23 protein-coding genes are annotated in these 26,011 nt (G+C 34.0%); 4 read left to right on the top strand and 19 right to left on the bottom strand.

From position 1 onward, the window contains the following. Positions 1-6: 6 nt before the first annotated feature. From RT99_RS09125 to glyA, 4 genes are all read right to left on the bottom strand, one after another. On the bottom strand, positions 7-507 hold the full coding sequence (locus RT99_RS09125; protein WP_052483626.1) for a GNAT family N-acetyltransferase: 501 nt from the start codon (positions 505-507) through the stop codon (positions 7-9). A 19-nt stretch (positions 508-526) separates the two neighbouring features. Then, positions 527-1,567 (bottom strand): GMP reductase, encoded by a 1,041-nt coding sequence (locus RT99_RS09120; RefSeq protein ID WP_042564408.1) that lies wholly within the window; start codon positions 1,565-1,567, stop codon positions 527-529. 232 nt (positions 1,568-1,799) lie between these two features. After that, the gene (locus RT99_RS09110; protein ID WP_042564406.1) at positions 1,800-2,393 is read right to left on the bottom strand and encodes a tRNA-(ms[2]io[6]A)-hydroxylase; all 594 of its coding nucleotides are present in this window, start codon (positions 2,391-2,393) and stop codon (positions 1,800-1,802) included. Between the two features lie 153 nt (positions 2,394-2,546). Next, complete coding sequence (glyA, locus tag RT99_RS09105; RefSeq protein WP_042564405.1) at positions 2,547-3,821, bottom strand: serine hydroxymethyltransferase; 1,275 nt, start codon at positions 3,819-3,821, stop codon at positions 2,547-2,549. Positions 3,822-3,929: 108 nt separating this feature from the next. Here glyA and fahA point away from each other — a divergent pair, with 108 nt between their 5' ends. Next, positions 3,930-5,213, top strand: coding sequence for a fumarylacetoacetase (gene fahA / locus RT99_RS09100; protein ID WP_042564404.1), 1,284 nt, complete (start codon positions 3,930-3,932; stop codon positions 5,211-5,213). Positions 5,214-5,304: 91 nt separating this feature from the next. Here the strand turns inward: fahA and RT99_RS09095 are convergent, their stop codons facing one another. Beyond that, entirely contained in the window at positions 5,305-6,483 is a 1,179-nt protein-coding gene (locus tag RT99_RS09095; protein ID WP_042564403.1) for an endonuclease/exonuclease/phosphatase family protein, read from the bottom strand. Between the two features lie 233 nt (positions 6,484-6,716). Next, on the bottom strand, positions 6,717-7,757 hold the full coding sequence (locus RT99_RS09090) for an agmatine/peptidylarginine deiminase (RefSeq protein ID WP_042564402.1): 1,041 nt from the start codon (positions 7,755-7,757) through the stop codon (positions 6,717-6,719). 187 nt (positions 7,758-7,944) lie between these two features. Between RT99_RS09090 and RT99_RS09085 the strand changes: the two genes are divergently transcribed. Continuing rightward, positions 7,945-9,468, top strand: a complete 1,524-nt coding sequence (locus RT99_RS09085) for a choice-of-anchor I family protein (protein ID WP_042564401.1) — start codon at positions 7,945-7,947, stop codon at positions 9,466-9,468. Positions 9,469-9,695: 227 nt separating this feature from the next. Further along, positions 9,696-10,961, top strand: a complete 1,266-nt coding sequence (locus tag RT99_RS09080) for an OmpA family protein (protein ID WP_042564400.1) — start codon at positions 9,696-9,698, stop codon at positions 10,959-10,961. A gap of 119 nt (positions 10,962-11,080) precedes the next feature. On the opposite strand, the gene RT99_RS09075 is transcribed toward RT99_RS09080, so the two are convergent. The 5 genes from RT99_RS09075 to clpB form a co-directional block, all read right to left on the bottom strand. Beyond that, entirely contained in the window at positions 11,081-11,971 is an 891-nt protein-coding gene (locus tag RT99_RS09075; RefSeq protein ID WP_042564399.1) for a carbon-nitrogen hydrolase, read from the bottom strand. Positions 11,972-12,235: 264 nt separating this feature from the next. After that, on the bottom strand, positions 12,236-12,649 hold the full coding sequence (locus RT99_RS09070; RefSeq protein WP_042564398.1) for a hypothetical protein: 414 nt from the start codon (positions 12,647-12,649) through the stop codon (positions 12,236-12,238). A 123-nt stretch (positions 12,650-12,772) separates the two neighbouring features. Beyond that, positions 12,773-13,663, bottom strand: a complete 891-nt coding sequence (locus RT99_RS09065) for a DUF808 domain-containing protein (RefSeq protein WP_042564397.1) — start codon at positions 13,661-13,663, stop codon at positions 12,773-12,775. Between the two features lie 54 nt (positions 13,664-13,717). Then, positions 13,718-13,840, bottom strand: coding sequence for a hypothetical protein (locus RT99_RS25800; RefSeq protein WP_042564396.1), 123 nt, complete (start codon positions 13,838-13,840; stop codon positions 13,718-13,720). Positions 13,841-13,996: 156 nt separating this feature from the next. Beyond that, on the bottom strand, positions 13,997-16,600 hold the full coding sequence (gene clpB / locus RT99_RS09055) for an ATP-dependent chaperone ClpB (protein WP_042564395.1): 2,604 nt from the start codon (positions 16,598-16,600) through the stop codon (positions 13,997-13,999). 207 nt (positions 16,601-16,807) lie between these two features. On the opposite strand from clpB, the gene ytxJ reads away from it, so the two are divergent. Next, the gene (ytxJ, locus tag RT99_RS09050; protein WP_042564394.1) at positions 16,808-17,197 is read left to right on the top strand and encodes a bacillithiol system redox-active protein YtxJ; all 390 of its coding nucleotides are present in this window, start codon (positions 16,808-16,810) and stop codon (positions 17,195-17,197) included. A 105-nt stretch (positions 17,198-17,302) separates the two neighbouring features. On the opposite strand, the gene RT99_RS09045 is transcribed toward ytxJ, so the two are convergent. The 8 genes from RT99_RS09045 to proB form a co-directional block, all read right to left on the bottom strand. Next, positions 17,303-18,469 carry a hypothetical protein gene (locus RT99_RS09045; RefSeq protein WP_042564393.1) on the bottom strand — a complete coding sequence of 389 codons (1,167 nt, stop codon included), beginning with the start codon at positions 18,467-18,469 and terminating at the stop codon, positions 17,303-17,305. Continuing rightward, a complete protein-coding gene (locus RT99_RS09040) occupies positions 18,466-19,467 on the bottom strand; it encodes a DUF2157 domain-containing protein (RefSeq protein ID WP_042564392.1) in 1,002 nt (333 codons plus the stop codon). The genes RT99_RS09045 and RT99_RS09040 overlap by 4 nt, the downstream gene beginning before the upstream one ends. A gap of 145 nt (positions 19,468-19,612) precedes the next feature. Next, the gene (locus RT99_RS09035) at positions 19,613-20,188 is read right to left on the bottom strand and encodes a hypothetical protein (protein WP_131494908.1); all 576 of its coding nucleotides are present in this window, start codon (positions 20,186-20,188) and stop codon (positions 19,613-19,615) included. Between the two features lie 355 nt (positions 20,189-20,543). Next, the gene (argH, locus tag RT99_RS09030; protein ID WP_042564390.1) at positions 20,544-21,824 is read right to left on the bottom strand and encodes an argininosuccinate lyase; all 1,281 of its coding nucleotides are present in this window, start codon (positions 21,822-21,824) and stop codon (positions 20,544-20,546) included. Positions 21,825-21,913: 89 nt separating this feature from the next. Beyond that, on the bottom strand, positions 21,914-22,984 hold the full coding sequence (locus tag RT99_RS09025; RefSeq protein WP_042564389.1) for a M20 family metallo-hydrolase: 1,071 nt from the start codon (positions 22,982-22,984) through the stop codon (positions 21,914-21,916). A gap of 215 nt (positions 22,985-23,199) precedes the next feature. Continuing rightward, positions 23,200-23,976 (bottom strand): acetylglutamate kinase, encoded by a 777-nt coding sequence (argB, locus tag RT99_RS09020; RefSeq protein ID WP_042564388.1) that lies wholly within the window; start codon positions 23,974-23,976, stop codon positions 23,200-23,202. Between the two features lie 95 nt (positions 23,977-24,071). Then, positions 24,072-25,019 carry an N-acetylornithine carbamoyltransferase gene (locus RT99_RS09015; RefSeq protein WP_042564387.1) on the bottom strand — a complete coding sequence of 316 codons (948 nt, stop codon included), beginning with the start codon at positions 25,017-25,019 and terminating at the stop codon, positions 24,072-24,074. A 135-nt stretch (positions 25,020-25,154) separates the two neighbouring features. Beyond that, positions 25,155-25,916: a glutamate 5-kinase gene (proB, locus tag RT99_RS09010; RefSeq protein ID WP_042564386.1), complete on the bottom strand. Its 762-nt coding sequence runs from the start codon at positions 25,914-25,916 to the stop codon at positions 25,155-25,157. Positions 25,917-26,011 lie beyond the last annotated feature (95 nt).

Below are 26,011 nucleotides of genomic sequence, written 5' to 3'. Positions count from 1 at the left end.
TCGTGTTTAAAACCTCTTCTCCATCACATAATCTTCCATCAAATAGCCATTTCCAATTTCAATATTTACTTCATCAATAACTTCAAAACCTATTTTTTTATAAAAACCTAAAGCCGAATTAAATCGGTTTACATTTAATAATAACGTTTTTGAATTGTTTTTTAAGGCTAATATTCCAATTTCATCAATCACTTTTTTACCAATTCCTTTTCCTTGAGTTTCTGGTAAAAGATATATTTTATGAATTTTGGTTACAGCTTCTCCGTTATAATTATGTTCAATTCCGATAAATCCTATATTCTCAGTTTGATCTTCATAAATCATATAAAATAATTGTTCTTTTTTATTGTATTGAAGAATTAAAGCTTCATCAGAATAAAAAAGATCCAACATATAATCTAATTGTTCATTAGATAAAATTTCACCGTAAGTAATTGGCCATGTTATATGTACTATATTCTGAATTTGTTTAATATCGCTTATAGTTGCTTCTGTAATTGTAATCATATTATATAAAATGCTTTTATTATTTGGTAAAAATTTGATTTTCCTGTTCGCTTACGCGGATGAAAGTCGTTCGTTTTGTTAATTCTTTCAATCTTGAAGCGCCAACATAAGTGCAGGTGCTTCTTAATCCGCCTAAAATGTCTAAAACTGTATTTATGACTTTTCCTCTAAAAGGAACTTTAACTGTTTTTCCTTCACTTGCTCTATATTCTGCTACTCCGCCAACATGTTTGTCCATTGCTGTTGTTGAGCTCATTCCGTAAAATTGTTTAAACTTTTCGCCATTAATTTCGATCAGCTCTCCTCCGCTTTCTGTGTGTCCGGCCAACATTCCGCCCAGCATTACAAAATCTGAACCTGCACCAAAAGCTTTGGCTACATCGCCCGGTGTACTGCAGCCGCCGTCACTGATAATATGTCCGCCTAAACCGTGAGCGGCATCGGCACATTCTATAATTGCCGAAAGCTGAGGATATCCAACCCCAGTTTTTACGCGCGTTGTGCAAACAGAACCGGGTCCAATTCCGACTTTTACGATATCGGCTCCTGCCAAAAGTAATTCTTCGACCATTTCTCCGGTAACGACATTTCCTGCAATAATAACTTTATCAGGATACTGTTTTCTGGTTTGTTTTAAAAACTGTACAAAATGTTCTGAATATCCGTTTGCTACATCTATACAAATAAATTTAAGCAAAGGATTTTCTGTAATGATCTGACCAATTTTAGCAAAATCCTCTTTTCCGGTTCCGGTACTAATAGCGATATAATCGTAGAAATCCGGTGTAACTTTCGATAAAAAAGTCTTCCATTCTTCTGGTGAATAATGTTTGTGAATGGCTGTAAAAAGTTTTTCTTTCGCCAAAACTTCTGCCATTTCAAAGGTTCCAACTGTATCCATGTTCGCTGCCATAATCGGAATTCCTGTCCAATTTGTGGTACTGTGCAAAAATTTAAAATTGCGTTCTAAAGAGACTTCAGATCTGCTTTTTAGTGTTGATCTTTTTGGTCTGATCATTACATCTTTAAATCCTAATTTGAGATCAGTTTCTATTCTCATGAGTTTGGAGTTTGGTTACTTTCAAATATAGCGATTTTAGAATTCAGATTTTAGATTTTAGATTGCTAAACTTTGCGCTTTATTTGGAACGAAAATGGCACGCGGATGACGCAGGTTCGCTAAGCGAAGACGCGGATTTATGCGGATTTTTTATTTTAGAAATTTCGCAGAGATTCACAAAGTTTCTTCAATTTTGGAATTTGGAATTTAAAAAATTGGAGTTTTAATAAATTTATCCATGAATCGTTTCGCCTTTTCCGTAGTTGGTGATGATTGATTCTTCGAATGCCAACCATTCTCTCCAACGTTTTTCTACGTCAATTCCTACTCCGTATTTTCTGGCGTATGTTATGAATGTAACATAATGCCCGGCTTCACTTTCCATTAAATCTCTGTAAAAAACAGCCAATTCTTCGTCCTGAATGTTTTCAGATAAAACTTTAAAACGTTCGCAGCTTCTGGCTTCGATCATAGCTGAGAATAGTAATCTTTCAACTAAACCTGAAACTCGGCTTCCGTCGCCGCTTTTTTTCATATACAAATACAATTCATTTACATAATCGTCTTTGCGTTCACGTCCTAGTTTTAATCCTCTTTTGATAATTATATTATGAACCTGCTCAAAATGATCAATTTCTTCTTTGGCCAAAGCCAATAAATCTTTAACCAAATCCTGATGTTCAGAGTTATTGGTAATAATGGTTATAGCGTTTGTTGCTGCTTTTTGCTCGCACCAAGCGTGATCTGTCAGGATTTCTTCAATGTTTTTTTCTACAATATTTACCCATCTTGGGTCTGTTGGCAATTGTAATCTTAATACGCCCATAATATTTTTGTTTATTTTGTTTCAAGTTTTCTTTGTTTCAAGTTCTTTTAGGAACGAAAAAAGTTTAAAGTTTTGTTTACGTATTTATTACGCGTCACAAAACTTTAAACTTGAAACCTGAAACTTGAAACAATTAAGTTTCAACCTTTTTAATTAGTATACGAAAATCGGTCTTTCGCTCATCATTTCGTTTACTTCGTTTGCTACTTCTTCGATAACTGCTTCGTTTGTATGATCAGCAAGTACTCTGTCGATTAAAGCTACTATAGTTTCCATATCTTCTTCAACTAAACCACGAGTAGTGATTGCAGCTGTTCCTACACGAATTCCAGACGTGATAAATGGTGATTTATCATCAAACGGAACCATGTTTTTATTTACTGTGATTTCTGCTTTTACTAATGCATTTTCTGCTTCTTTACCAGAGATATTTTTATTTCTTAAATCAATAAGCATCATGTGGTTATCAGTTCCGCCAGAAATAATTTTGTATCCTCTTTTTACAAAAGCATCTGCCATAGCATTTGCATTTTTTTGCAATTGCATAGCGTATGTAAAGAACTCATCTTTAAGCGCTTCACCAAAAGCAACAGCTTTAGCCGCGATAATGTGCATTAAAGGTCCGCCTTGATTTCCAGGGAAAACTGCAAGATCTAATAAAGATGACATCATTCTGATTTCTCCTTTTGGAGTTTTTAATCCTTGTGGGTTTTCAAAATCTTTCCCCATCAAGATCAAACCTCCACGTGGTCCACGTAGTGTTTTGTGTGTTGTTGTAGAAACGATATGACAATGTGGAATTGGATCGTTCATTAATCCTTTTGCAATTAAACCTGCTGGGTGAGAAATATCAGCAAATAAGATTGCTCCTACGCTGTCAGCAATTTTTCTGAAACGCTCAAAATCCATATCACGAGAATAAGCCGAAGCTCCTGCGATGATTAGTTTTGGCTGTTCTTTTGTTGCAATTTCCTGAATTTTATCATAATCTAAACGACCAGTTTCTGCATCTACGCCGTAAAAAACCGGACTGTACAAACGACCCGAAAAGTTTACCGGAGAACCGTGAGTTAAGTGACCACCGTGAGATAAATCAAAACCTAAAATAGTATCTCCAGGATTTAAACAAGCGTGATAAACTGCTGTATTTGCCTGAGAACCTGAGTGAGGCTGTACGTTTGCATATTCAGCACCAAATAATTCTTTTGCTCTGTCAATAGCAATTTGCTCAATAACGTCAACTACTTCGCAACCGCCGTAGTATCTTTTGCCAGGATACCCCTCAGCATATTTATTAGTTAAAACAGAACCAGCTGCTTCCATTACTTCATCACTTACAAAATTCTCAGAAGCGATAAGTTCTAATCCGTGAATTTGTCTGTCTTGTTCCTCTAGTATAAGGTCAAAAATTTGTTCGTCGCGTTGCATTTTTTCGTTTTTCGTTAATTTCCTGCAAAAATACAAAAAAACGTTTGTCAAACTGTTAGATTATGATATATTTGACATAGAATTTTTCAACAAATAATTAACATTCACATGCCAATAACCGCCAACGATACCAAAAGAAAATCATGGTTAGAAGTACCAGAAAATAGTGACTTCCCTATTCAAAATATTCCTTTCGGTGTATTTCTTACTAAAGAAAATGTCGTTACAGTAGGAACTAGAATTGGCGATTTCGCTATAGATTTAGGCGCTTTACAACAATTAAACTATTTTGAAGGAATAGATTTAACCGATGATATGTTCATGCAGGACACGCTAAATGATTTTATTTCTGATGGAAAAAAAACATGGCGTTTGGTTCGAAACCGTATCGCTGAAATTTTCGACGAAACAAATCCAAAACTTAGGGATTCAACAAAAGACAGAGATATTGTTATTTTTAAAATCGACGATGTCGAGATGCAATTGCCTGTTTTAATTGGTGATTATACTGATTTTTACTCCAGTAAAGAACATGCTACAAACGTAGGTAAAATGTTTCGTGATCCTGAAAATGCATTGTTGCCAAACTGGTTACACATTCCTGTAGGATACCACGGAAGAAGTTCAACAATTGTTCCGTCCGGGATTCCGGTTCACAGACCAATGGGACAAACTTTGCCTGCGGGTGAAAAATACCCTGTTTTTGGCCCGTCTCGTTTAGTAGATTTTGAATTGGAAACGGCTTTTATTACAACTGACGTCAATATAATGGGAGAAAACATCCCAACTTATGAAGCTGAAGATTATATTTTCGGAATGGTTTTACTGAATGACTGGAGTGCGCGCGATATCCAAAAATGGGAATATGTGCCTCTTGGACCTTTCTTAGCTAAAAACTTTGCTACGTCAATTTCTCCGTGGATTGTTACTATGGATGCTTTGGAACCTTTTAGAACTAAAGGCCCAAAACAAGATCCGTCGCCGCTTCCTTATTTACAAACTAAAGGAAAAAAAGCTTTTGATATTCATTTAGAAGTTTCAATACAACCTGAAGATCAGGAAGAAACTGTTGTTTCTAAATCAAATTTTAAATATTTATACTGGTCTATGGCTCAGCAATTGGCGCATCATACTTCAAACGGATGTCGTGTAAATTCTGGTGATATGATGGGTTCAGGAACTATTTCTGGTCCAACTCCGGATAGTTTTGGTTCAATGTTAGAATTAACCTGGGGCGGAAAAAATCCACTTAAATTAAAAGATGGTAGCGAACGTAAATTTATCGAAGATAATGATACGGTAATCATTAGAGGTTTCTGCGAAAATGCCGAAGTTAGAATTGGTTTTGGTGAAGTTTGCAGTCAACTATTGCCTCCTTTTATCAGACCTTGAAGAGCAGATAAAAAATCTGAAGAAATATAAAAATAGAAAAACCTTGGTTCTCACCAAGGTTTTTTTTATGTTTTATACAAGAAAGAGTTATTTACTCCAAAAGAACCTTAACCCAAACTAAACGATGATCTGAACTTGATTCACGTTTTTCAACCAATTCTGACATTGGTTCAACTTTTGCAGGCCAGAACACACCGCTGTTGATAACCTTAAAACCAAATTTAGAAGGTAACACATAATCAGCGCGCATTCTCCAAAAGGCTGTATGGTTAACTCCAAAAGGATTTTCAGGGCTATATTCAGCACCACCTTTACTGGCAGGTGTAAGCTCGCTATTAATTTTCGGATGAGCAAGTAATGACTTTATACCTTCAGTAATAGCGTTACCTTCAACCGGCGAAGCATTTTGATCACCCATTATAACAAATTGAGAATTCACAGGCAAACCGCCTTTTACACCTTTATCATCATAAATATACGAAGCAGAACTGTCTGAAATGTAGTCTCTCCAAAATCTGATTTCATCATGATTTCTTTTCCCATTACGATCTTCAGCACCATCAAAAGAAGGAGGAGTGGGATGGCTGGCTAAAATATGAACCGTTTTTTTGTTAATCTTAACAGGAACGTCCCAGTGAGATTTGGAAGATAATGGAAAAAGCTCCCATGCCTCCTTGCTATACCAATCCGATCCATCCGGCTTTTTGATAAGCAATGCCCCCGGCATATCTTTCCATTTGAAATTTTGAAAAGTACGGACTGCCTTAACATCAATAGGATATTTTGACAAAAGCATCATCGCATATTGACCCGGATACATACCAAATCCCCAGGCATCATTTCCGAAATTTTCCAACTTTCCGTCATTGTTCAAATCGTAAGGACTTGACTGACCGGTATTCACGGTTGAGTAATAGTAATACGGATAATCAATAGCCTTTGCTCCGCCTTGACTCACTTTTAAATAGTTTTTAATAAATGCCTTGACACCAAGTTTAGGATTTTTAATGTAGTCAAATTCGTTTAGCAGAATAACATCCGGTCTTACGGTCTGAATAATCTGGGCGATATTTCTGATTTGAACATTATTTCCCGAATGAAGCTGATTGATCAATACTTGTTCTGAGTTTCCCTTTGTACCTCTTGGAAAATAATTCTCGGATTCCATACTCACATTATAGGTAGCAAATGTAAGTTCTTTTTGTGGAGCAGTCTGTGGAAAAAGAGTTCCTGCAGAAAGCATGGAAAAGATAAAAAATATTTTATTCATAAAAAAAATTGAATCTGCATTTCTGCATTTATTGAATACACGAATATAAGAATGTTGTTGGGACGTTCGCCAGCCTGTATGTTAAGTATATGTCAATAAAAAGGCTGTCAATAAAAGTGACAACCCAAATAATATTAAGAAAGATTATTTTTCCTTCCGGTTAAAAACGGGGAGTTATTGAATAAATTTAAACTTAAAAAACTTAGTGTCTTTGTGCTTTAGGGAGCAAAAAATTAAGCAGGAATCTGCTGACTCAAACAATGCAAAGTCCCGAATCCCCAAATGAAATCGATACAGCTAATTCCGATTACTTCTCTATCCGGAAAACATTCTGAAAGTATATTTAAAGCCACACGATCGTTGCTGTCGTTGAATGTTGGCACTAAAACGCAATTATTCAGAATTAAAAAATTAGCATAACTTGCCGGTAATCTTAGATCTTCAAAATCAACACGTTTTGGCATTGGCAATGCTACAATTGTTGGCGATTTTCCGTCTTCTAATTTTGCATTTTGCAAACGTTTCAGATTATCTTGTAAAGGCTTGTAATTAGCGTCGTTTTTATCAGTTTCAACAATAGTGACAATTGTATCTTCGTTTACAAATCGGCATAAATCGTCGATATGTCCGTGAGTATCATCTCCTTCTATTCCATCTCCCAGCCAAATTACGTTTGTAACTCCAAGATATTCTTTAAAAACAGCTTCGTAATCTTCTTTGGTAAAGTTTTTATTTCGAACCTGAATTGATGGGTGCATCAAGCATTCTTCGGAAGTCAATAATGTTCCTTTTCCGTTTACATCAATGGCTCCACCTTCAACAATAACCGGTTTTCCTTTATACATTACTTGTGTAAGCGGAACTTCAATAAAATCAGCAATTTTACTCGGAACAAATTTATCTAACTGGTAATTTTTATATTTCGCCCAACCATTAAAATTGAAATTTAATGCTTCTCTTTTCGAACCATTTTTTACAACAATTGGTCCGGAATCACGCATCCAGCTTCTGTTTGTTTTATGAATGATATACGAAATGTTTACAAGGTTTACACGAGCACTTTCAAGCATTCCTGCTACTTTCTCTTTTAATTTTTCATCGGCTACGACCAAAAAAACGGTTTCAAAAGTGGCTACTTTTTTAATAAATTCTACAAAAGCCCATTGAACTGCTTCATATTTTCCCGGCCAATCATTTCCGTTATGCGGAAAACACAATACAATTCCTTGTTGTTTTTCCCATTCTGCCGGAAATCTTCTATTATTTGTGGTCATAAAAAAGTTTCTAAATTAAAGAGTACAAAGATAATCATTCGTAAGGATTATAAAATAGCTTAAAAGACTTCAAATCTATATTTGGAGCATTATCGTCTAAAAATTAAGTTAAAGATTAAATAATGAAGCCTTAATATACACGCTACAATCGCTAATTACTTTTGGCAAAACTAAAAACTAAAGTAATATGAAAAAAGTAAGTCTTTCATTATTAGCATTAATAACAATTTTTGCAAGCTGTAATAATGATGATAATTCTAACAACGAAGAACCTGAAGTTGTTGTAAATGAAAATCCTGCAACCTTTAAAGAAATTGGTTCTATAACGATTGGCGGAGAAGCTGCTGCAGAAATTTCGGCTTATGATGAAAAAACGAAAAGATTATTTACGGTAAACAATAGCGGAACAAATCAGATTGATGTAATTGATATCACTGATCCGACAAAACCAGTTAAGATTGGCAAAATTGATTTAACTACTTATGAAGGTGCATCAAATAGTGTTGCTGTTTATGACGGAAAACTGGCTGTTGCTCTGGAATCAACCGCTAACAAACAAGGAAACGGGAAAGTAGTTGTTTTTAATACATCAGATTATAGCTTGATTAAACAAGTTACCGTTGGTGCTTTGCCTGATATGATTACTTTTTCGCCAGATGGAAAATATATCATGACTGCTAATGAAGGTGAACCAAATACTGATTATTCTCAAGATCCAAACGGAACTATTTCTATTATTGATGTAGCTAATAATTATGCGGTTACAACTCTCGATTTTGCTTCTTTTGGCGGTCAGGTCGAAACTTTGAAAAAAGACGGATTTAGAATTTCAAAAGTTGCTAAAAGTTTTGCTCAGGATATTGAGCCGGAATATGTAACGATTTCTGATGATTCTAAAAAGGCATGGGTAACCCTGCAGGAAAATAATGGTGTTGCAAAAGTTGATTTAACTTCAAAAACGATTACGGCAATTTATCCGCTAGGTTTTAAAGATTTCAATACTGCTGACAACGCTATTGATGTAAGCGATAAAGATGATAAGATTGCTTTTAATCCGTGGAAAGTAAAAGGTATGTTTATGCCGGATGCTATTAGTCATTTTTCTGCAAACAATATTCCTTATTTTGTTACTGCTAATGAAGGTGATGCGAGAGAATACACTGCAAATACAGATATTAAGAGAATGAAAGACATGACATTAGACGCTACTGTTTTTCCTGATGCTGCTACTTTAAAATTAGAAACTAATTTAGGAAGATTGAACCTTATTGCCGATATGGGCGATACTGACGGAGATGGAGACCTAGATGAAATGGTTGCTTTTGGAGCACGTTCTTTTACAATATGGAATGGAAATACCGGGAAAATCGTTTATGACAGTAAAAATGATGCTGATAAAAAAACGAATGAACTGGGAACTTATGATGACAAACGTAGTGATGATAAAGGCTCTGAACCAGAAGCTGTTGTTGTTGCTAAAATGGGAAATCAAAATATATTGTTTGTTGGTCTTGAAAGATCTGATGCTTTTATGACTTATGATGTTACCAATCCTGCATCTCCACAATATTTGCAAACCGTAAAAACTGGGGATGCGCCAGAAGGAGTTTTATTTATTCCTGCTTCAAAAAGTCCAACTAAAAGAAGTTTACTTGTTGTAAGCAGCGAAGGTGATGGAACTATTAAAATCTACCAGCCTGATTTGAAATAAAATATCACCTAGTTAATTTAAAAAAGCGAACAAAAATACTTTGTTCGCTTTTTTTTATTTTATGCATTTTTAGATTTATTTAACATATTCTCATAAAATCAAATTAAAAGATGGGAATTATATAATATTGACAATAAATATATAGAAGCTGATTTTGAAATTCATATTCTAAGTTTGTGGTGAGTTTAAAAATACCTCACCAAAACAAATTTAAAATTAAACGAATCATGAAAAAGAAATTAGCTTCCGTAACACTAGTATTATTATCATTTGCGGCAGGAGCTCAAAATGTGGCAACAACATCAAATCAACCTACAGTTGACGCACCTGCATACAACAAATGGTCTATAGAATTGAATGGCGGTGTAGGAAAACCATTGAGAGCTATGACTCCGGGTTACTCTACCGCTACCCTTAACCCTTTCCACGCAGATTTAGGCGTAAGATATATGTTTAGTCCAACTTTTGGTATGAAATTAGACGTGGGATATGATCAATTCCAGGAACGTGATGACACACCAAACTTTGAAAGCAGATATGTTAGAACAAGTTTACAAGGTGTAATAAACCTTGGTAGAGCTTTAAATTTTGAGACTTGGACAAATACAATAGGCATATTAGCACATGGTGGTGTTGGTGTTTCACAAATTAGCACTGAAACCGGGTATGGCGGACAAGATTACATGGGACATGGGATTTTGGGATTAACAGGACAAATTAAATTAAGTAACAGAGTTGCCTTAACAGGAGATTTAACCGGAATTGTAAATGGAAGACAAAACTGGAACTTTGACGGAATGGGACAAGCAAGAACAGGATCATTAGATGGTATACTATTAAACGCATCTGTTGGTTTGACTTTTTACTTAGGTAAAAATGAAAAACATGCTGACTGGTATGCGGAAGAAAATGACAGATTAAATAAATTAGAAGACAGAGTTGGCCTTATCGAAAATGGACTTTTAGATACTGATAAAGATGGCGTTGCTGATTTATACGATTTAGAACCAAATAGTATTACTGGTGTTGCTGTAAATACAAAAGGACAATCTATCGATACCAACCAAAATGGTGTTCCTGATGAATTAGAAAGCTATTTAGACAAAACTTATGCTAAAAAAGGCGATAATAATCTAACAAACAATACTGTAGAAGAATTAATTAACGGTGGATACGTAAATGTATACTTCGACTTTAACTCTTCTAAACCAACGAATGCGTCTTTATCTGGTGTTGATTTCTTAGTGAAATACTTGAAAAACAATCCTGGAAAATCTGCAGATATCATTGGATATGCTGACGAAATTGGAAATTCAAGTTACAATACCGAATTATCAAGAAAAAGAGCTGAAGCTGTGAAAAAAGTGGCAACAAATGCCGGAATCGATGCTTCGAGACTTAATGTAATCGCTAATGGTGAAGATACTTCTGTGAATAAAAATTCTAAAGAAGCACGTCAAATCGTTAGAAGAGTTACTTTCCAAGTGAAATAATAAATCAGAATCTATATTAATTTCAAAAAAAGGCGGTTTCAACTATTTGAAACCGCCTTTTTCTTTGCAAAGAAAAAGGACAAAATTTTCATTTTGTCCTTTTTTAATTTATTTAAACATTATTTATCTATTGCTCTTTTTGTAATATCTCCAAAAGCATCAATTCTTCTGTCTCTGAAAAATGGCCAGTTTTGACGAACATTTTCCTGTAAATCCAAATCAACTTCTGCAATTAGGATTTCTTCTTTATCGTGAGAAGCCTGAGCTAAAATTTCTCCTTGAGGGCCGGCTATAAATGAAGCTCCCCAAAACTGAATTCCGTCAGTCCCATCAATATATTGCTCTAGACCTATTCGGTTTGCAGCGGCAACAAAAACCCCATTTGCAACAGCATGACCTTTCATCACGTTCATCCATGCGCCATATTGATTTTCTCCGTATTGCTCTTTTTCTTTTGGATGCCATCCAATTGCTGTTGGATAAAATAAAACTTCTGCTCCTTTTAAAGCTGTAATACGGGCTGCTTCCGGATACCATTGATCCCAACAAATTAGTGTTCCAATTTTTCCTTTTTTGGTTTCAATTGCCTGAAAACCTAAATCTCCCGGAGTAAAATAGAATTTTTCATAGAAATGCGGATCGTCTGGAATGTGCATTTTACGGTATAAACCAGCTTCTGTTCCGTCTGTATCTATAATATAAGCACTGTTGTGATAAATTCCAGCCATTCTTTTTTCGAAGAAAGGAACAATAATTACAACTCCTAATTCTTTTGCCAATTCGCTAAAAGCAATAAATGAAGTACTGTAAAGTGGTTCTGCCAATGCAAAATTGTCTACATCTTCGCTTTGGCAAAAATAATGACTGCTATATAATTCAGGTAATAAGATCACTTCGGCACCTTTATTGGCTGCATCTTTTACCCAGCTGATACATTTTTTAAGATTATTTTCGGCTACATCGTTAAGATTCAACTGAACAACGGCTATTTTATATTTTCTTTTCGGCATGACATAAAATTTTAGAAGTGCAAAAATAGTAATTTTTAGAGGAATGACAAAGGGAGTTAATACGGTCTTATGAAAACTAAACCTCTCTTATAGCCCCGATAGCAGCGATATCCTTTTTCTGGCTTCTTTAGCCGGGAAAAGATATAGCGAATAGCGGGACTGATGTTCTTTTGAAAACAAATTCTTCTGCTTCAAAAAAATAAAAAAACCGTTTTATAAAATAATTTATAAGACGGTTTTAAAATATTAATTTATTAAAATAAATTATTCAATAACAACTGTTGTTGAAATGTATTCTGTTTCTGATTTGGCAAGTCTTAAATAAAAAGTTCCTTTAGTTTGTGGAGTAATTTTATATACTGTTACTCTTCTTTCAGGAGTTGTTTTTGCGCAAGTAGCTATAGGATACTGAGCTTCTACCTGATAAACCAGAACTTTATTATATTCTACTTCTACTAATTGGTGAAATTCTCCACACCCATTTTCCGAAGTAAACTCTATATCATAACTAAGTTCCTGACCTACTTTTCCAGTTGTAGGACCTACAACAGATGTCGCATAAGCTGTTTTATAAATAACTTTTGGATCTTCAGCCGTATCATTATCACTGCTGCATGAAGTTAACACAGTTACGAATAACATTATAAGTGCAATGGATTGTAATTTAAAATTTTTCATAGGGTGATTGTTTATTCTTATTTTTTACATAGATACTAATAAGTTGTTTTGGTTGCTTGAAAAAATTGTTAAAATTGAATTTTTAAAAATAATCAACAACAAATCAACGTTTTATATCATCAATTATTTTGCCACTTCTTTCTTTTTAAATATCATTTTAAAAAGATTTACAATTCCTAAAACGACAAATCCTAACGCCAGACCGATTACAAATTCTTTTAAAATAGAAGGCAGTTTAATTGTAGGCACTACATGATGGAAGAATGGAATATAATGAACGAAGATACCTCCGGCAACTAAAAGTAATGCAATTGTACCAATTACGGTTAAACTTTTAATAACCAATGGAAGCGCTTTTACCAATATATTACCTATAAATTTTGAGATACTTTTTTCTTTTTTACTAAATTTAATAAGTTTATAACCAGCTTCATCCATTCTTACAATCAGAGCGACAATACCGTAAACTCCAACTGTTGCAATTACAGCAATTATTGATGTTACCACGATCTGTTGCATCAAAGGCTCATCGATTACTGTTCCTAAAGCGATAATTACAATTTCGACAGATAATATAAAATCGGTTACAATTGCTGACTTTATTTTACCTTTTTCAACAACCAGGATTTCTTCTTCTGTTAAAACTTCTTCTGTTATTCCTTCTGATTCTTTGTGCTTGTGGGGAAAAATAAATTCGTATATTTTTTCTGCTCCTTCGTATGCCAGAAATAATCCTCCAAGTACAAGGATTACAATGATTGCAACGGGTAAAAATGCACTTAATAAAAATGCAATTGGCAAAATGATAATTTTGTTAAGAAGTGAACCTTTACTAATTGCCCACAACACCGGAAGCTCTCTTGATGATGCAAATCCTGAAGCTTTTTCGGCATTTACGGCTAAATCATCACCCAAAATACCGGCAGTTTTTTTTGCTGCAATTTTGCTCATTACTGCAACATCATCCATAATTGCTGCGATATCATCTAATAGTACGAAAAAACCTGATGCCATTTTATTTTTATTTTTTGCGAATTTAATACTTTTAAATTAATTAATTTCTAGAAATTAATGACTGCATTGCCCTAAAAGCACCCAAATAATAATAAATACAAAAATAGTTCCGAAGCATCCGCCTCCTAATTTTTTTGCGCCGTAACCTGCCAATAATCCTCTAAATAAATTATTCATAATAGTTGTTTTAAGTTAGAGTAAATATCAGAATTCAAAAAGAAAATTATTTTATATGAATTTTGAAAAAAGTTTCATGATTCACGGTTTCGTTTTATTCAAAAAAAAACACCAATCTTTACGACTGGTGTTTTTCATTATCTTTCAACAAAAAAATTACTCAACAGGCTGTGTTTGATTTCTAAAAACCAATTTACCATCAAAAGCGTCAATTAAAATAATACTGTCTGTTGTGATATTTCCTGCTAGAATTTCTTTTGATAATTGATTCAAAACTTCTCTCTGGATCACACGTTTTACCGGTCTTGCACCAAATTCAGGATCATAACCTTTGTCTGAAAGATATTTGATTCCCTCTGGAGTTGCATCCATTGTAATGCCTTGTAAAGCCAGCATTTTACTAACGCTCTTCAATTGTAAACTCACAATTCTTGAAATATTATCAACTGTTAACGGCGTAAACATTACGATTTCGTCGATACGGTTTATAAATTCCGGGCGAACAGTTTGTTTCAATAATCCTAAAACTTCCACTTTTGCAGCTTCGGTTGCGGCTTCGACACTTCCTTTTAGATTTTCAAATTTCTCTTGTATAATCTGACTTCCCATGTTAGATGTCATGATGATAATCGTGTTTTTAAAATCGGCCAAACGACCTTTGTTGTCTGTCAATCGGCCTTCGTCTAAAACTTGCAATAAGATATTGAAAGTATCCGGATGTGCTTTTTCTATTTCGTCTAATAAAATCACTGAATATGGTTTTCTACGAACAGCTTCTGTCAACTGTCCACCTTCATCATAACCCACATATCCCGGAGGCGCACCAACTAAACGGCTCACACTGTGACGTTCCTGGTATTCACTCATATCAATACGCGTCATAGCATTTTCATCATCAAAAAGATATTCTGCCAATGCTTTAGCAAGTTCGGTTTTACCAACTCCGGTTGTTCCTAAAAATAAGAATGTTCCAACTGGTTTTTTCATGTCCTGCAATCCGGCACGGCTTCTGCGAACGGCGTCACTCACGGCTTCAATCGCTTCTTCCTGACCTACGACTCTTCTGTGTAATTCTTCTTCCAGATGAAGTAATTTTTCTCTCTCTGTCTGAAGCATTTTCATTACCGGAATTCCTGTCCATTTTGCAACAACTTCTGCAATATCTTCGCGTGTAACTTCTTCTTTAATTAATGAATTACCAGATTGATATTCCTGTAATTGTTTTTGTAAAACATCAAGGCGTTCCTGCGCTTCTTTTATTTTTCCGTAACGAATTTCGGCTACTTTTCCGTAATCTCCGTCACGTTCTGCGCGTTCTGCTTCGTATTTAAAATCTTCAATTTCTAATTTTACAGCCTGAATTCCGTCTACAACATCTTTTTCAGATTTCCATTTCGTGTAGATTTCGTTGCGTTCTTCTTTCAAGTTAGCCAAATCCATGTGAAGGATTTTCAGCTTGCTTTCTTCTTTTTCACGTTTAATGGCTTCAATTTCAATTTCCAACTGCATGATTTTACGATCTAAAACATCCAGTTCTTCTGGTTTAGAATTGATTTCCATACGCAATTTAGAAGCGGCTTCATCCATCAAATCGATTGCTTTATCCGGTAAAAAACGATTGGTAATATAACGCTGCGAAAGTTCTACGGCCGCAATAATTGCCTCATCTTTAATCTGAACTTTATGATGCGTTTCGTATTTTTCCTTGATTCCACGTAAAATTGAAATCGCACTTTCCGTATCCGGTTCATCTACCAAAACCTTTTGAAAACGACGCTCTAAGGCTTTATCTTTTTCAAAATATTTTTGATATTCATCTAAAGTCGTAGCTCCAATCGCTCTTAATTCACCACGAGCCAAAGCTGGTTTCAGTATGTTTGCCGCGTCCATTGCGCCTTCACCTCCACCCGCGCCTACAAGCGTGTGAATCTCATCAATAAATAAAACAATATCTCCCTCGGCAGCGGTAACTTCTTTTACAACTGATTTCAAACGTTCTTCAAATTCTCCTTTGTATTTTGCACCTGCAATAAGCGCTCCCATATCTAGTGAGAAAACAATTTTGTTTTTTAAGTTTTCAGGCACGTCGCCATCAACAATTCTGTGCGCCAAACCTTCTGCAATTGCCGTTTTACCAACTCCGGGTTCTCCCACCAACATTGGGTTGTTTTTTGTTCTACGGGTAAGAATTTGCAATACACGACGAATTTCTTCGTCACGCCCAATAACGGGATCCAGTTTTCCTGTTTTTGCTAATTCGTTTAAGTTTTTAGCGTATTTATTTAAGGCATTATAAGTTTCTTCTGCAGATGCCGAAGTTACTCTTTCGCCTTTTCTAAGTTCTTCTATTGTAGCTTTTAAGGCTTTTCCGGTTACGCCCTGATCTTTTAAAATTTGGGCTACTTTACTTTTCGAATCGAAAATTGCCAGAATTAAATGTTCGATCGAAACGTATTCATCGTTCATTTTTTGCGCGATAATTTCAGCTTCATTCAAAGCTTTATTGGCGTCTCTGGAAAGCATAATATCGCCTCCTGAAACTTTTGGAAAACTCTGAATTGTTGAATCTAAAATTTGCAAAAACAAAGGCACATTTACATTGAGCTTTTTCAAAATAAAAGGTGCTACATTTTCATCTACTTCAAAAATAGCCTTAAAAATGTGTTCGTTTTCTATTTGTTGCTGCCCGTTGCGTTGTGCGAGTTGCTGTGAAAGCTGAATGGCTTCCTGCGATTTAGTTGTAAATTTATTTATGTTCATATTTTTTACGATTTATGATTGATTTTTTATTTTTGATATTCGATTAAATTAAAATTAGAATTTATTGCATTAAGTTTTAACTTTAAATAGGCTAACTTTGCTTCTATATTTCAAAATACATTCCATACTAAAATTACAGACAAAATGGCGTTTAACACAGCTTTTCAGCTAATTATTAACGTCAAAAAGTCATAAAACAAGTCAAATATGAGTTTTTTAAATTCAATCTTCGGAAATTCAGAGAATACAGATTCTCCTAAAAGCAATGTAAACTGGACTGAATTGACTGATGTATTACAGTTACAGGAAATTGAAGCTATTTCTAATGAAAAGCCGGTTGTCATTTTCAAACATAGCACAAGATGCAGCATTAGCCGAATGGCTTTAAAACAATTTGAGCGTGAATTTGAATTAAATGATACAGTCGATGCTTACTTTCTTGATTTAATTGCACACCGTGATATTTCGAATGAAATTGCGCAAAAATTTAATGTATATCACGAATCTCCTCAATTGATTTTAATCAAAAACGGAAAAGCGGTTTATGATGTTTCACACAGCGACATTGATGCTGAAGCATTGAAAAGCAAAGTTTAACAGTAAACTTAAATTTTTTACCATTAAGATATTAAGAAAAATTAAGCTCACACTTAATGAACCTTAATATCTTAATAGTTTTAAAAAAACTTAATGGTAAAACAATTAAAAACTTCCGTCTGAGCCTCCTCCGCTAAAACCTCCTCCTCCAAATTCCATTGGAGATTCTGTTATTTTTGCTTCTGGTTTTAAACCGAAAGTCGAAGCTACAATTAAAGCTTCGGCATTCAATAAAGCATTTGAGTTATTAATTCTGTCCGGTTTAAAAGTCACTCCAACTTCATTATTTTTTAATTTTCTTATTGAAAAATAAGCTATCGTAAATAAAACCATTCCGCCTAGTGTTAGCGCTACTTCTATTGGCAAAACAGAATAATAAAATCGTATTGTGTAAATTGAAAAAGCGATGGCTAAAAAACTAATCCAAAGCATAATTCTGTCTTTGACCCTTAAAGCTTGTACCAAATAAACAGCCGGCACAATAAACGTAAAAGCATAGAAGAAATAAGAAAACGGAATATCCTGTCCGGGAAGAACTTCATTTCCTAAAAGTTCTGCTGAAAGTTCTCTTACTACCAAATAATTACAAGAAAGATAAAAGAGAATCAAACAGAAAGTATTTGCCCACAAAAGACCTTTATAATGATAACTTTCGGTTAGTTTATTGATTGTTTTTTTAGTGAAAAAATAAAAACCTATTGCAAATAACATAGCAACAAATGGTAGTATGGCTTTTCCGATGGCACCAAACTCAAACATTCCGTAAAATAAAAGTGCCGAAACTGAAATACAGAAAATAAGCATTGACATTAAATGCAAATATCTTTTATACATCATAAATGAAGCGATTGCAACAAAAAAAGCAATTACTATTTCATGGCCTTCGGTCGTAATGCCAATAGCAAATCCTACATTTAAGAGCGCTCCTAAAATAAAAGCATCATCTAAACCATGTTCGTAATAATTTTGATTTGCCAGAAACTCTGCGCCCGCAAAACCCACTACAGCAAAAATATAGCAGCAAATTTCAAAAAAAATCCTCTCGCCGCTTAAACCCACTAATGAAATTACACCGCAAATTGAAATGTATAAAAATGCTCCTAAAAGAAAGAATCCTAATCGCACCAAAATATTACTTTGCCTTTTAAAAGCCGGTAATTCTTTTTTGATTAAATCTTTTTGTTCTTTACTAATAAAACCAGCCGATTGTAAAGACTTTGCCTCTTCGACAAAACTCAAATTATCTAATAAATTTTTATCGTATACTATCATGCTGCAATTTCTTTATTGAAATTTTTAATTAGTTTAATAAACAATATTATAGAACCTATAAAATATATTGGAAGTGCCATAATAATAAATATCCATAAATCTCGAAAATCCATAAATTCGAGAACTCTGAAAATAAATATATTCACCCCAATGTAAGCGTAAATAATCATAAAGACATATAACGAAATTGCCTTATATTCATGACTAATTTTATAGAAATAATAAGAAGATCCGGCTAAAGCAATCACAAAAAACAACCAGACTATGTCCTCAAAATAACTGATCAAACTACTAATTGCTGCAATGCTTATAATATGCAAAGCAAAAGTTAGATAAATAATATTGAAATGTGTTTTTAACTGGATTCTTGAACTATAAACTGTCCATAAAACCAATAAGACGCCTAACATTATTGCTGAATAACTTAAAGTTTGATCTTCATAAAAATTAATGTTTTTTAATAAATCCTGAGGTGTTACCGAAAGCCCGATATAAGCTGCCAAACCAGTTATTGCAATGGCTAAAACACTTTTGTTATCAAAATAATAAGCACATGAAAAACTGACTATCGTGGGGATCAAAGTTGCCAGACCATAATGCGTACCAAACGCCTCATATTGAAACTGTAGATATCCTATAAAAATACAAGTCAAAATATTGCCCGCTAAAACCAAATATTCTAAAACAGGATTTTCGAAAACTGTTTCTGCTTTTTGAAATCCTTTTGAATTTTTAAAACAATAATAAAAGCAAACGCAAATAAGTACAAAGAGAATCGAAAGAATAGCGATATGCCCAATACTGTCAATGTTTTTATAGATTAAGACTCCAATTCCCGAAGTAAAAAGTAATACAGATAAATAGAGAAAAAATTTTAATTCGGCATTAAGCGAAAAAATATTCAGACCGCGGTAAGTTGTAATTTCCTGATATTGATTTTCAGTAATTAGATTTTTATCTAAAAGTTTTTGTGTTGCCTGCTCTTCAAATTTTATCATAGTATAAATTTAAGATAACTAATTATTCAAATGTATGTATTTCGCCTGAATTTTTCTATTTAAAATTGAGAACTGATTTATTCAAAAAAAATGCGCCAGAAACTACTGGCGCATTTAAATATTATAATTTAGATATGATTCTTAATTACTTTTGGATTTTAATATCTGCAACAATTCTAGGATTAGAACCCACTCTAGTTACAGATTTAACGTAGATAACTCCTTTTTTACCAGCAGCATTTTTAAACAAAACTACTAGTGGCAATTTACTATCTGGAAATGCTTCACCATCATCAGTAATAGTTAAACTATTTAAATCTTCTCCTTTTTCCAATTTATTGAATTGGTCAATAGTATACTGATTTGTAACATAATTAATGAAATCAGTATTTGTTGCCGTACTACCAAGACCATCTTCTGAATCATTAGGGCTAACGAAAAAATTCAAAGAAGAACTACCTCCGTAAAAAGCTATATCAACCTTTGGCAAAGTAGCAGCGTCAATTTGGCTCTTTTTGTAAGATTTACCAGTTTCTGTTGAGAAGAAACGTCCTGCATCAAATCCTTCAGAATAATCTAAAGAAAAAGTTACATCTTTAAAAGTTTTTAAAGTTGCTGTATCGACAACTTCAGTTTCATTTTTGTCATCATCACTAGAACAACCAGTGAAGATTGATGCGCAAATAAATAATACTACTGCAAATTTTTTTGTAATGTTCATTTTCATAAATTTTTAAATTTGATGCGAATATAATCTGAAAATTCAAAAATTTTAATATTTTTTTAACAAAAAAAACACCTTAATTATTTAATATTAATCGGCTAAACACTAACTATAATAAGATGAATACTTTAAACATTTCCTTTTTTTTATAATCTTTATAGATATATTTTTTCATTGTAATAGTATTCTTGAATTTGAAAAATATTGCAAATATTTTACTACATCAAATACGATTTAAACATACATCTCAAATTATAACTTTTAATTTATTAAAAAATTGATTAAGACTCTAACTATATAAAAAAGGCCGATTTGTAAATACAAATCGGCCTTTTTAATGAATGAAATACTTTTAAAAAGCAGCTTTCATTTTATCTTTAATCGCATCCAGACATAAATTATTAATACTGCCTTCGTGCGTATGTTTTGTTTCTTTTGGAGATTGATATGTTCCTGCTTCCAATTGTTCTGCAACGGCTTTGTACGCGTCTCTAAATGGCATTCCGGCCACAACCATCTCGTTCAGAGTATCAACCGTAAAAAGATAATCATATTTTTTATCTTTTAAGATATTGTCTTTTACTGTAATATCTTTTACCGAGAAAATAGCAATATCCAAACATGCTTTTAAATTTTGAAGTGCCGGAAACAAGCCTTCTTTCAAAAGTTGTAAATCTCTGTGATAACCGCTTGGTAAATTATTGGTTATTAAAGTGATTTCGTATGGAAGCGCCTGAATTTTGTTGCATTTTCCTCTGATTAATTCAAAAACATCAGGGTTTTTCTTGTGAGGCATAATGCTTGAACCTGTTGTAAGATGTGCCGGCAAACCAATAAAATCGAAGTTTTGGCTCATATATAAACAAACATCCATTGCAAATTTTGATAAAGTCCCAGCTACACTTGCCATTGCAAAAGCAACAGTTTTCTCTGCTTTTCCGCGGCTCATTTGTGCGGCAACGGCGTTGAATTTCAACGTTTCGAAACCTAATTCCTGAGTTGTAAAAGTTCTGTTGATTGGAAACGAACTTCCGTAACCCGCCGCAGAACCTAACGGATTCTGATCTACAATTTTTGAAGCCGCATTCAACATCGTTACATCATCGATTAAGCTTTCTGCATAAGCAGAAAACCACATTCCGAATGAAGATGGCATTGCGATTTGCAAATGCGTATAACCTGGCAATAAAACATTTTGGTGTTTTTCTGCCGATTCCATTAACAAGTCAAAAAGTGTTTTTACTTGTTCTTTTAAAGCTTTTAATTCGTCTTTTAAATACAAATGAACATCAACTAAAACCTGATCGTTACGAGAACGCGCGGTGTGGATTTTTTTTCCTGCATCGCCAAGTTTTACCGTTAATAAATATTCTATTTTAGAATGTACATCTTCAAAACTATCTTCGATTTCAAAATTTCCAACTACAATATCAGCGATGATATCGTTTAGGGCATCAACCAAAGAAGTTGTTTCTTCCTGAGTTAATAATCCAATTTGCCCAAGCATTTTAGCGTGTGCAATTGAACCTAAAGCATCGTATTTTGCCAACACCAAATCAAGTTCTCGATCATTTCCTACTGTGAAATGTTCGATTTGTTTATCTGTTGGTATTCCTTTTTCCCAAAGTTTCATAGATTTTTTTTTTTCGCCACGAATTCACGAATTTATATCTTCAAAGATTATCAAAAATAATTCGTGAATTCGTGGCGGTTTTTCTTTTCTTATAATTTAAAGAAATCTGTTAGTATTTTAACGTACAAATCGACTCCTTCTTCAATTTCGTTAATGAAAATAAATTCATCTGCTGAGTGTGACCGCAGGGTTTCTCCTGGTCCTAATTTTAAAGACTGGCAACTTAAAACCGATTGATCTGAAAGTGTTGGTGAGCCATAAGTGGTTCTTCCTAAAGCAATTCCGGCTTGTACCAAACCATGTGCAACCGGAATAGACGATGCATTTAAATGCATAGATCTTGGTGTCACTTCGGCATTTACATTGGCTTTTACCACTTCTAAAATTTCGGTATTTGAATAACGATCTGTTACGCGAATATCGACAACCAAATCACATTCTGATGGTACAACATTATGCTGTTTTCCAGCGCTGATTTGTGTTACGGTCATTTTTACAGGACCTAAAACATCGGAGATTTTATCGAATTTATAGTTTTTAAACCATTCCATTACGGGAATTGATTTGTATAATGAATTATCATCGTTTTGATGCGCGGCGTGACTTGCAGTTCCTTTTACTTTTACGTCAAGAACTAACAAACCTTTCTCAGCTACAGCTAGTTGCATTAAAGTTGGCTCACCAACAATGGCGCAATCTAACTCGGGTAAATGTTTTAAAACGCTGTTTAAACCGTTTTTACCGCTGCTTTCTTCTTCGGCGGAAGCCACAATTACGATATTATGTGATAAGTTTTGATTTTCGTAAAAATGTACAAACGTTGCCAATAACGAAACCAGACATCCTCCGGCATCATTACTTCCTAATCCGAATAATTTACCGTCTTTTTCAATGGCTTTAAACGGATCGTTTGTGTAGGCTTGGTTTGGTTTTACGGTATCGTGATGTGAATTCAGTAAAAGTGTTGGTTTATTCTCGTCGAAATATTTATTGAAAGCCCACACATTATTGTTTTCTCTTTTAAAAGGAATCTCGTTTTGATTGAACCAATTTTCTATTAAAAGTGCTGTTTGATCTTCTTCACTTGAAAATGAAGGGGTTTCAATTAGATTTTTCAATAAGTTAATTGCCTCTTTGGTAAGCGTTGCTATATTTTTCATAGGTGTAGGTTCTCTGCCACGATCCCGATAGCTATCGGGACGAAGTCACAATGTTTTTAATTAAATCTGTGACATTTTTAATTTGCGCAAATTTCTAAAATTAATATTTAAAACAACTTCCGCAGCTATCTTTTTTTGCCACGAATTACACAAATTTTCGCTAATTTTTTTAAATTTTAAGTCGTAAAAATTTGTGCAATTCGGGGCTATATCTTTTATAATGTAATCGTCGTATGCAAAACATCTGGATTTTGGAGCATTTTGTGATGTCCTATTTTGATTTTTTGAACGCCTCTTGACAAACTATTAAAGCAATTATCCAACTTTGGAATCATTCCGGAATGGATTACTTTTTCTGTTTTTAGTTTATTGTATAATTCTTCGTTTATTGCTGTAATCACAGATGAATCGTCTTCTGAATCTTGCAAAACGCCTTGTTTTTCAAAACAGTATGTTAATGTAACATCAAAAACTTCAGACAATGCAATTGATAATTCACTTGCAATTGTATCTGCATTTGTGTTTAATAATTGTCCGTTTTTATCGTGCGTAATGGCGCAGAAAACAGGAACTATTCCAGCTTCAAGCAACGTTTTCAACAAAGCTGTATTTACTTTTTTTACATCGCCTACAAAACCGTAGTCAATTGTTGGGTGATTTCTTTTTATTGACTGAATTAAATTTCCGTCAGCTCCCGAAAATCCTATTGCATTGCTGTTTTTTGCCTGCAACTGTGCGACAATATCTTTATTGATTTGTCCGGCATAGATCATCACGACAACATCAAGCATTGCAGCATCGGTAATACGGCGACCTTCAATCATTTGAGGTACTAAACCAATACTTTGTGCCATTTTTGTAGCCGATTTTCCACCACCGTGAACTAAAACTTTATAGCCTCCGATTTTAGAAAAATCTGTTAAGAATTGCTCTAATTCGGTTGGATTATCGATAATGTTTCCGCCAATTTTTATTACTTTAACTTTATTCATGAGGTTCAAAGGTTCAGAGGAACAAAGGAACAAAGTTTAGATTCAGTTTGTAAAAACCTCTGAACCTTTGCAACTTTGTGCCTTTGCAACTTTATTTATAACTTCTTCAAAATCTTTTGTAAAACTAATTGTGCCGAATACGTTCTGTTATTCGCTTGCTGAATTACGATTGAATTCTCGCTATCAATAACTTCGTCGCTTACAATTACGTTACGACGAACCGGAAGGCAATGCATGAATTTTCCGTTATTGGTTAAAGCCATTTTTTCGGCAGTAACGGTCCAGTTTGAGTCTGTGTTGGTTACTTTCCCGTAATCGTTGAAGTTACTCCAGTTTTTTACGTAAACAAAATCAGCATTTTCGAAAGCTTTGTTTTGATCGTATTCTATTTTGCAGTCTTTTGTAATTTCCGGGCTCAATTCGTAACCTTCAGGATGTGTGATTACAAAATCCATGTCTTTTTGCATTTGCATCATTTCTACAAATGAATTTGCAACTGCCTGTGGCAAAGCTTTTGGATGCGGCGCCCACGAAAGTACTACTTTTGGTTTGTGTTTCGTTTTGTATTCTTCCATCGTAATCGCATCTGCCAAAGATTGCATCGGGTGACGAACGGCACTTTCCATGTTTACAATTGGCACTGTTGCGTGTTTCAAGAATCCTGAAATAACAGTTTCAGCATAATCTTTTTCTTTATCAACTAAACCAGCAAAAGCACGAATGGCGATAATATCACAGTATTGTGAAACTACTTCTGCGGCTTCTTTGATATGTTCTGAAGCACCGGAATTCATTACAGCTCCGTCTTCAAATTCTAATGTCCAGCCTTCGTTGGTAAAATTCATTACCATTACGTTCATTCCTAAATTTAAAGCCGCTTTTTGAGTGCTCAAACGCGTTCTTAAACTTGGGTTGAAGAATAACATTCCTAAGGTTTTATTCTTTCCTAATTTTTGATTTTTAAGCGGATTCTTTTTGATTTTAATCGCACTTTTTACCCATTTTGATAATGAGTCGATATCTTTTATTGAAATATAATTCATAATTATTTAAATTTTATATGACTTCAGCTTAGCAAATCATGTTTTTTCTGCCACGAATTCACGAATTTTTATTTAATAATTTCGAAAATAAAATTCGTGAATTCGTGGCGATTATTTTTACTTTTAAATTTTATATTACACAATCTTAGTAAACGAAATTTCATCCTTCAACGCCTTTAAAATAAAATTATCATTCAATCCGTTTACGATCCAGGTTTCTATGCTGGCGGCTTTTGCGATTCCGGCTGCTTCGATTTTGGATTGCATTCCGCCTGTTCCGTGTGATGATTTTGATTCTCCGATTTCTTTTTCTAATACTTTTAAATCATTTACTAATTTAATCGTTTCAGGGTTTTCATCGTGAATAGAATCTTTCGTATAAATTCCGTTTGTATTAGTTGCAATAATCAGAATATCAACATTTAAAAGAACCGCTGTTAAGGCTGCTAATTTATCGTTATCTCCAAACCGAATCTCATCTGTGGCAACGGTATCATTTTCATTAATAATCGGAATGTAATTGTTCTCGACCAAAACATTAATGGTATTGACAATATTGACTTTTGACTGATCTTTTTCGAAATCTGAATAAGAAAGCAAACATTGTGATGTCAACAAGCCTAAATCGCTGAAATTTTCATGAAAAATCCGCATTAAATGGGGCTGTCCAATCGAGGCTAAAGCTTGCTTTAATGCAATTTCTTTGCCTTTACTTTCGAGTTTTACAAACTGTTTGGCCGCTGCAATGGCTCCTGAACTTACGATTACAAACTCGTAATCTTTGTTTAAAGCGGCAATTTGCATACCAATATCTTCAATCTTTCCCCGCGAAATATGATTGGTTTCTTTGGTTAAAGTATTACTTCCTATTTTTAATAAAATCCGTTTTTTGCTCATTTTGTTTTGGTTTTGCCACGAAGGCTCAAAGGCACTAAGTTTTATTTTTACCGCAAAGGGCGCAAGGTTTATCTTTAGTTAAATTCCAAATTTTA

Origin of the sequence: Flavobacterium sp. MEB061 (assembly GCF_000834715.1) — a bacterium.
Taxonomy (GTDB): Bacteria; Bacteroidota; Bacteroidia; order Flavobacteriales; family Flavobacteriaceae; genus Flavobacterium; species Flavobacterium pectinovorum.
This window is presented reverse-complemented; position numbering and strand designations above follow the sequence as displayed.

Coding starts and splice junctions, on each gene's coding strand:
- proB (WP_042564386.1), bottom strand. CDS start 25,916: ATGAGCAAAAAACGGATTTTATTAAAAATAGGAAGTAATACTTTAACC.
- RT99_RS09080 (WP_042564400.1), top strand. CDS start 9,696: ATGAAAAAGAAATTAGCTTCCGTAACACTAGTATTATTATCATTTGCG.
- glyA (WP_042564405.1), bottom strand. CDS start 3,821: ATGCAACGCGACGAACAAATTTTTGACCTTATACTAGAGGAACAAGAC.
- argH (WP_042564390.1), bottom strand. CDS start 21,824: ATGAAACTTTGGGAAAAAGGAATACCAACAGATAAACAAATCGAACAT.
- ytxJ (WP_042564394.1), top strand. CDS start 16,808: ATGAGTTTTTTAAATTCAATCTTCGGAAATTCAGAGAATACAGATTCT.
- RT99_RS09085 (WP_042564401.1), top strand. CDS start 7,945: ATGAAAAAAGTAAGTCTTTCATTATTAGCATTAATAACAATTTTTGCA.
- RT99_RS09110 (WP_042564406.1), bottom strand. CDS start 2,393: ATGGGCGTATTAAGATTACAATTGCCAACAGACCCAAGATGGGTAAAT.
- RT99_RS09015 (WP_042564387.1), bottom strand. CDS start 25,019: ATGAATTATATTTCAATAAAAGATATCGACTCATTATCAAAATGGGTA.
- RT99_RS09125 (WP_052483626.1), bottom strand. CDS start 507: ATGATTACAATTACAGAAGCAACTATAAGCGATATTAAACAAATTCAG.
- argB (WP_042564388.1), bottom strand. CDS start 23,976: ATGAATAAAGTTAAAGTAATAAAAATTGGCGGAAACATTATCGATAAT.
- clpB (WP_042564395.1), bottom strand. CDS start 16,600: ATGAACATAAATAAATTTACAACTAAATCGCAGGAAGCCATTCAGCTT.
- RT99_RS09070 (WP_042564398.1), bottom strand. CDS start 12,649: ATGAAAAATTTTAAATTACAATCCATTGCACTTATAATGTTATTCGTA.
- RT99_RS09120 (WP_042564408.1), bottom strand. CDS start 1,567: ATGAGAATAGAAACTGATCTCAAATTAGGATTTAAAGATGTAATGATC.
- fahA (WP_042564404.1), top strand. CDS start 3,930: ATGCCAATAACCGCCAACGATACCAAAAGAAAATCATGGTTAGAAGTA.
- RT99_RS09025 (WP_042564389.1), bottom strand. CDS start 22,984: ATGAAAAATATAGCAACGCTTACCAAAGAGGCAATTAACTTATTGAAA.
- RT99_RS09090 (WP_042564402.1), bottom strand. CDS start 7,757: ATGACCACAAATAATAGAAGATTTCCGGCAGAATGGGAAAAACAACAA.
- RT99_RS09065 (WP_042564397.1), bottom strand. CDS start 13,663: ATGGCATCAGGTTTTTTCGTACTATTAGATGATATCGCAGCAATTATG.
- RT99_RS25800 (WP_042564396.1), bottom strand. CDS start 13,840: ATGAATAATTTATTTAGAGGATTATTGGCAGGTTACGGCGCAAAAAAA.
- RT99_RS09040 (WP_042564392.1), bottom strand. CDS start 19,467: ATGATAAAATTTGAAGAGCAGGCAACACAAAAACTTTTAGATAAAAAT.
- RT99_RS09045 (WP_042564393.1), bottom strand. CDS start 18,469: ATGATAGTATACGATAAAAATTTATTAGATAATTTGAGTTTTGTCGAA.
- RT99_RS09075 (WP_042564399.1), bottom strand. CDS start 11,971: ATGCCGAAAAGAAAATATAAAATAGCCGTTGTTCAGTTGAATCTTAAC.
- RT99_RS09095 (WP_042564403.1), bottom strand. CDS start 6,483: ATGAATAAAATATTTTTTATCTTTTCCATGCTTTCTGCAGGAACTCTT.
- RT99_RS09035 (WP_131494908.1), bottom strand. CDS start 20,188: ATGAACATTACAAAAAAATTTGCAGTAGTATTATTTATTTGCGCATCA.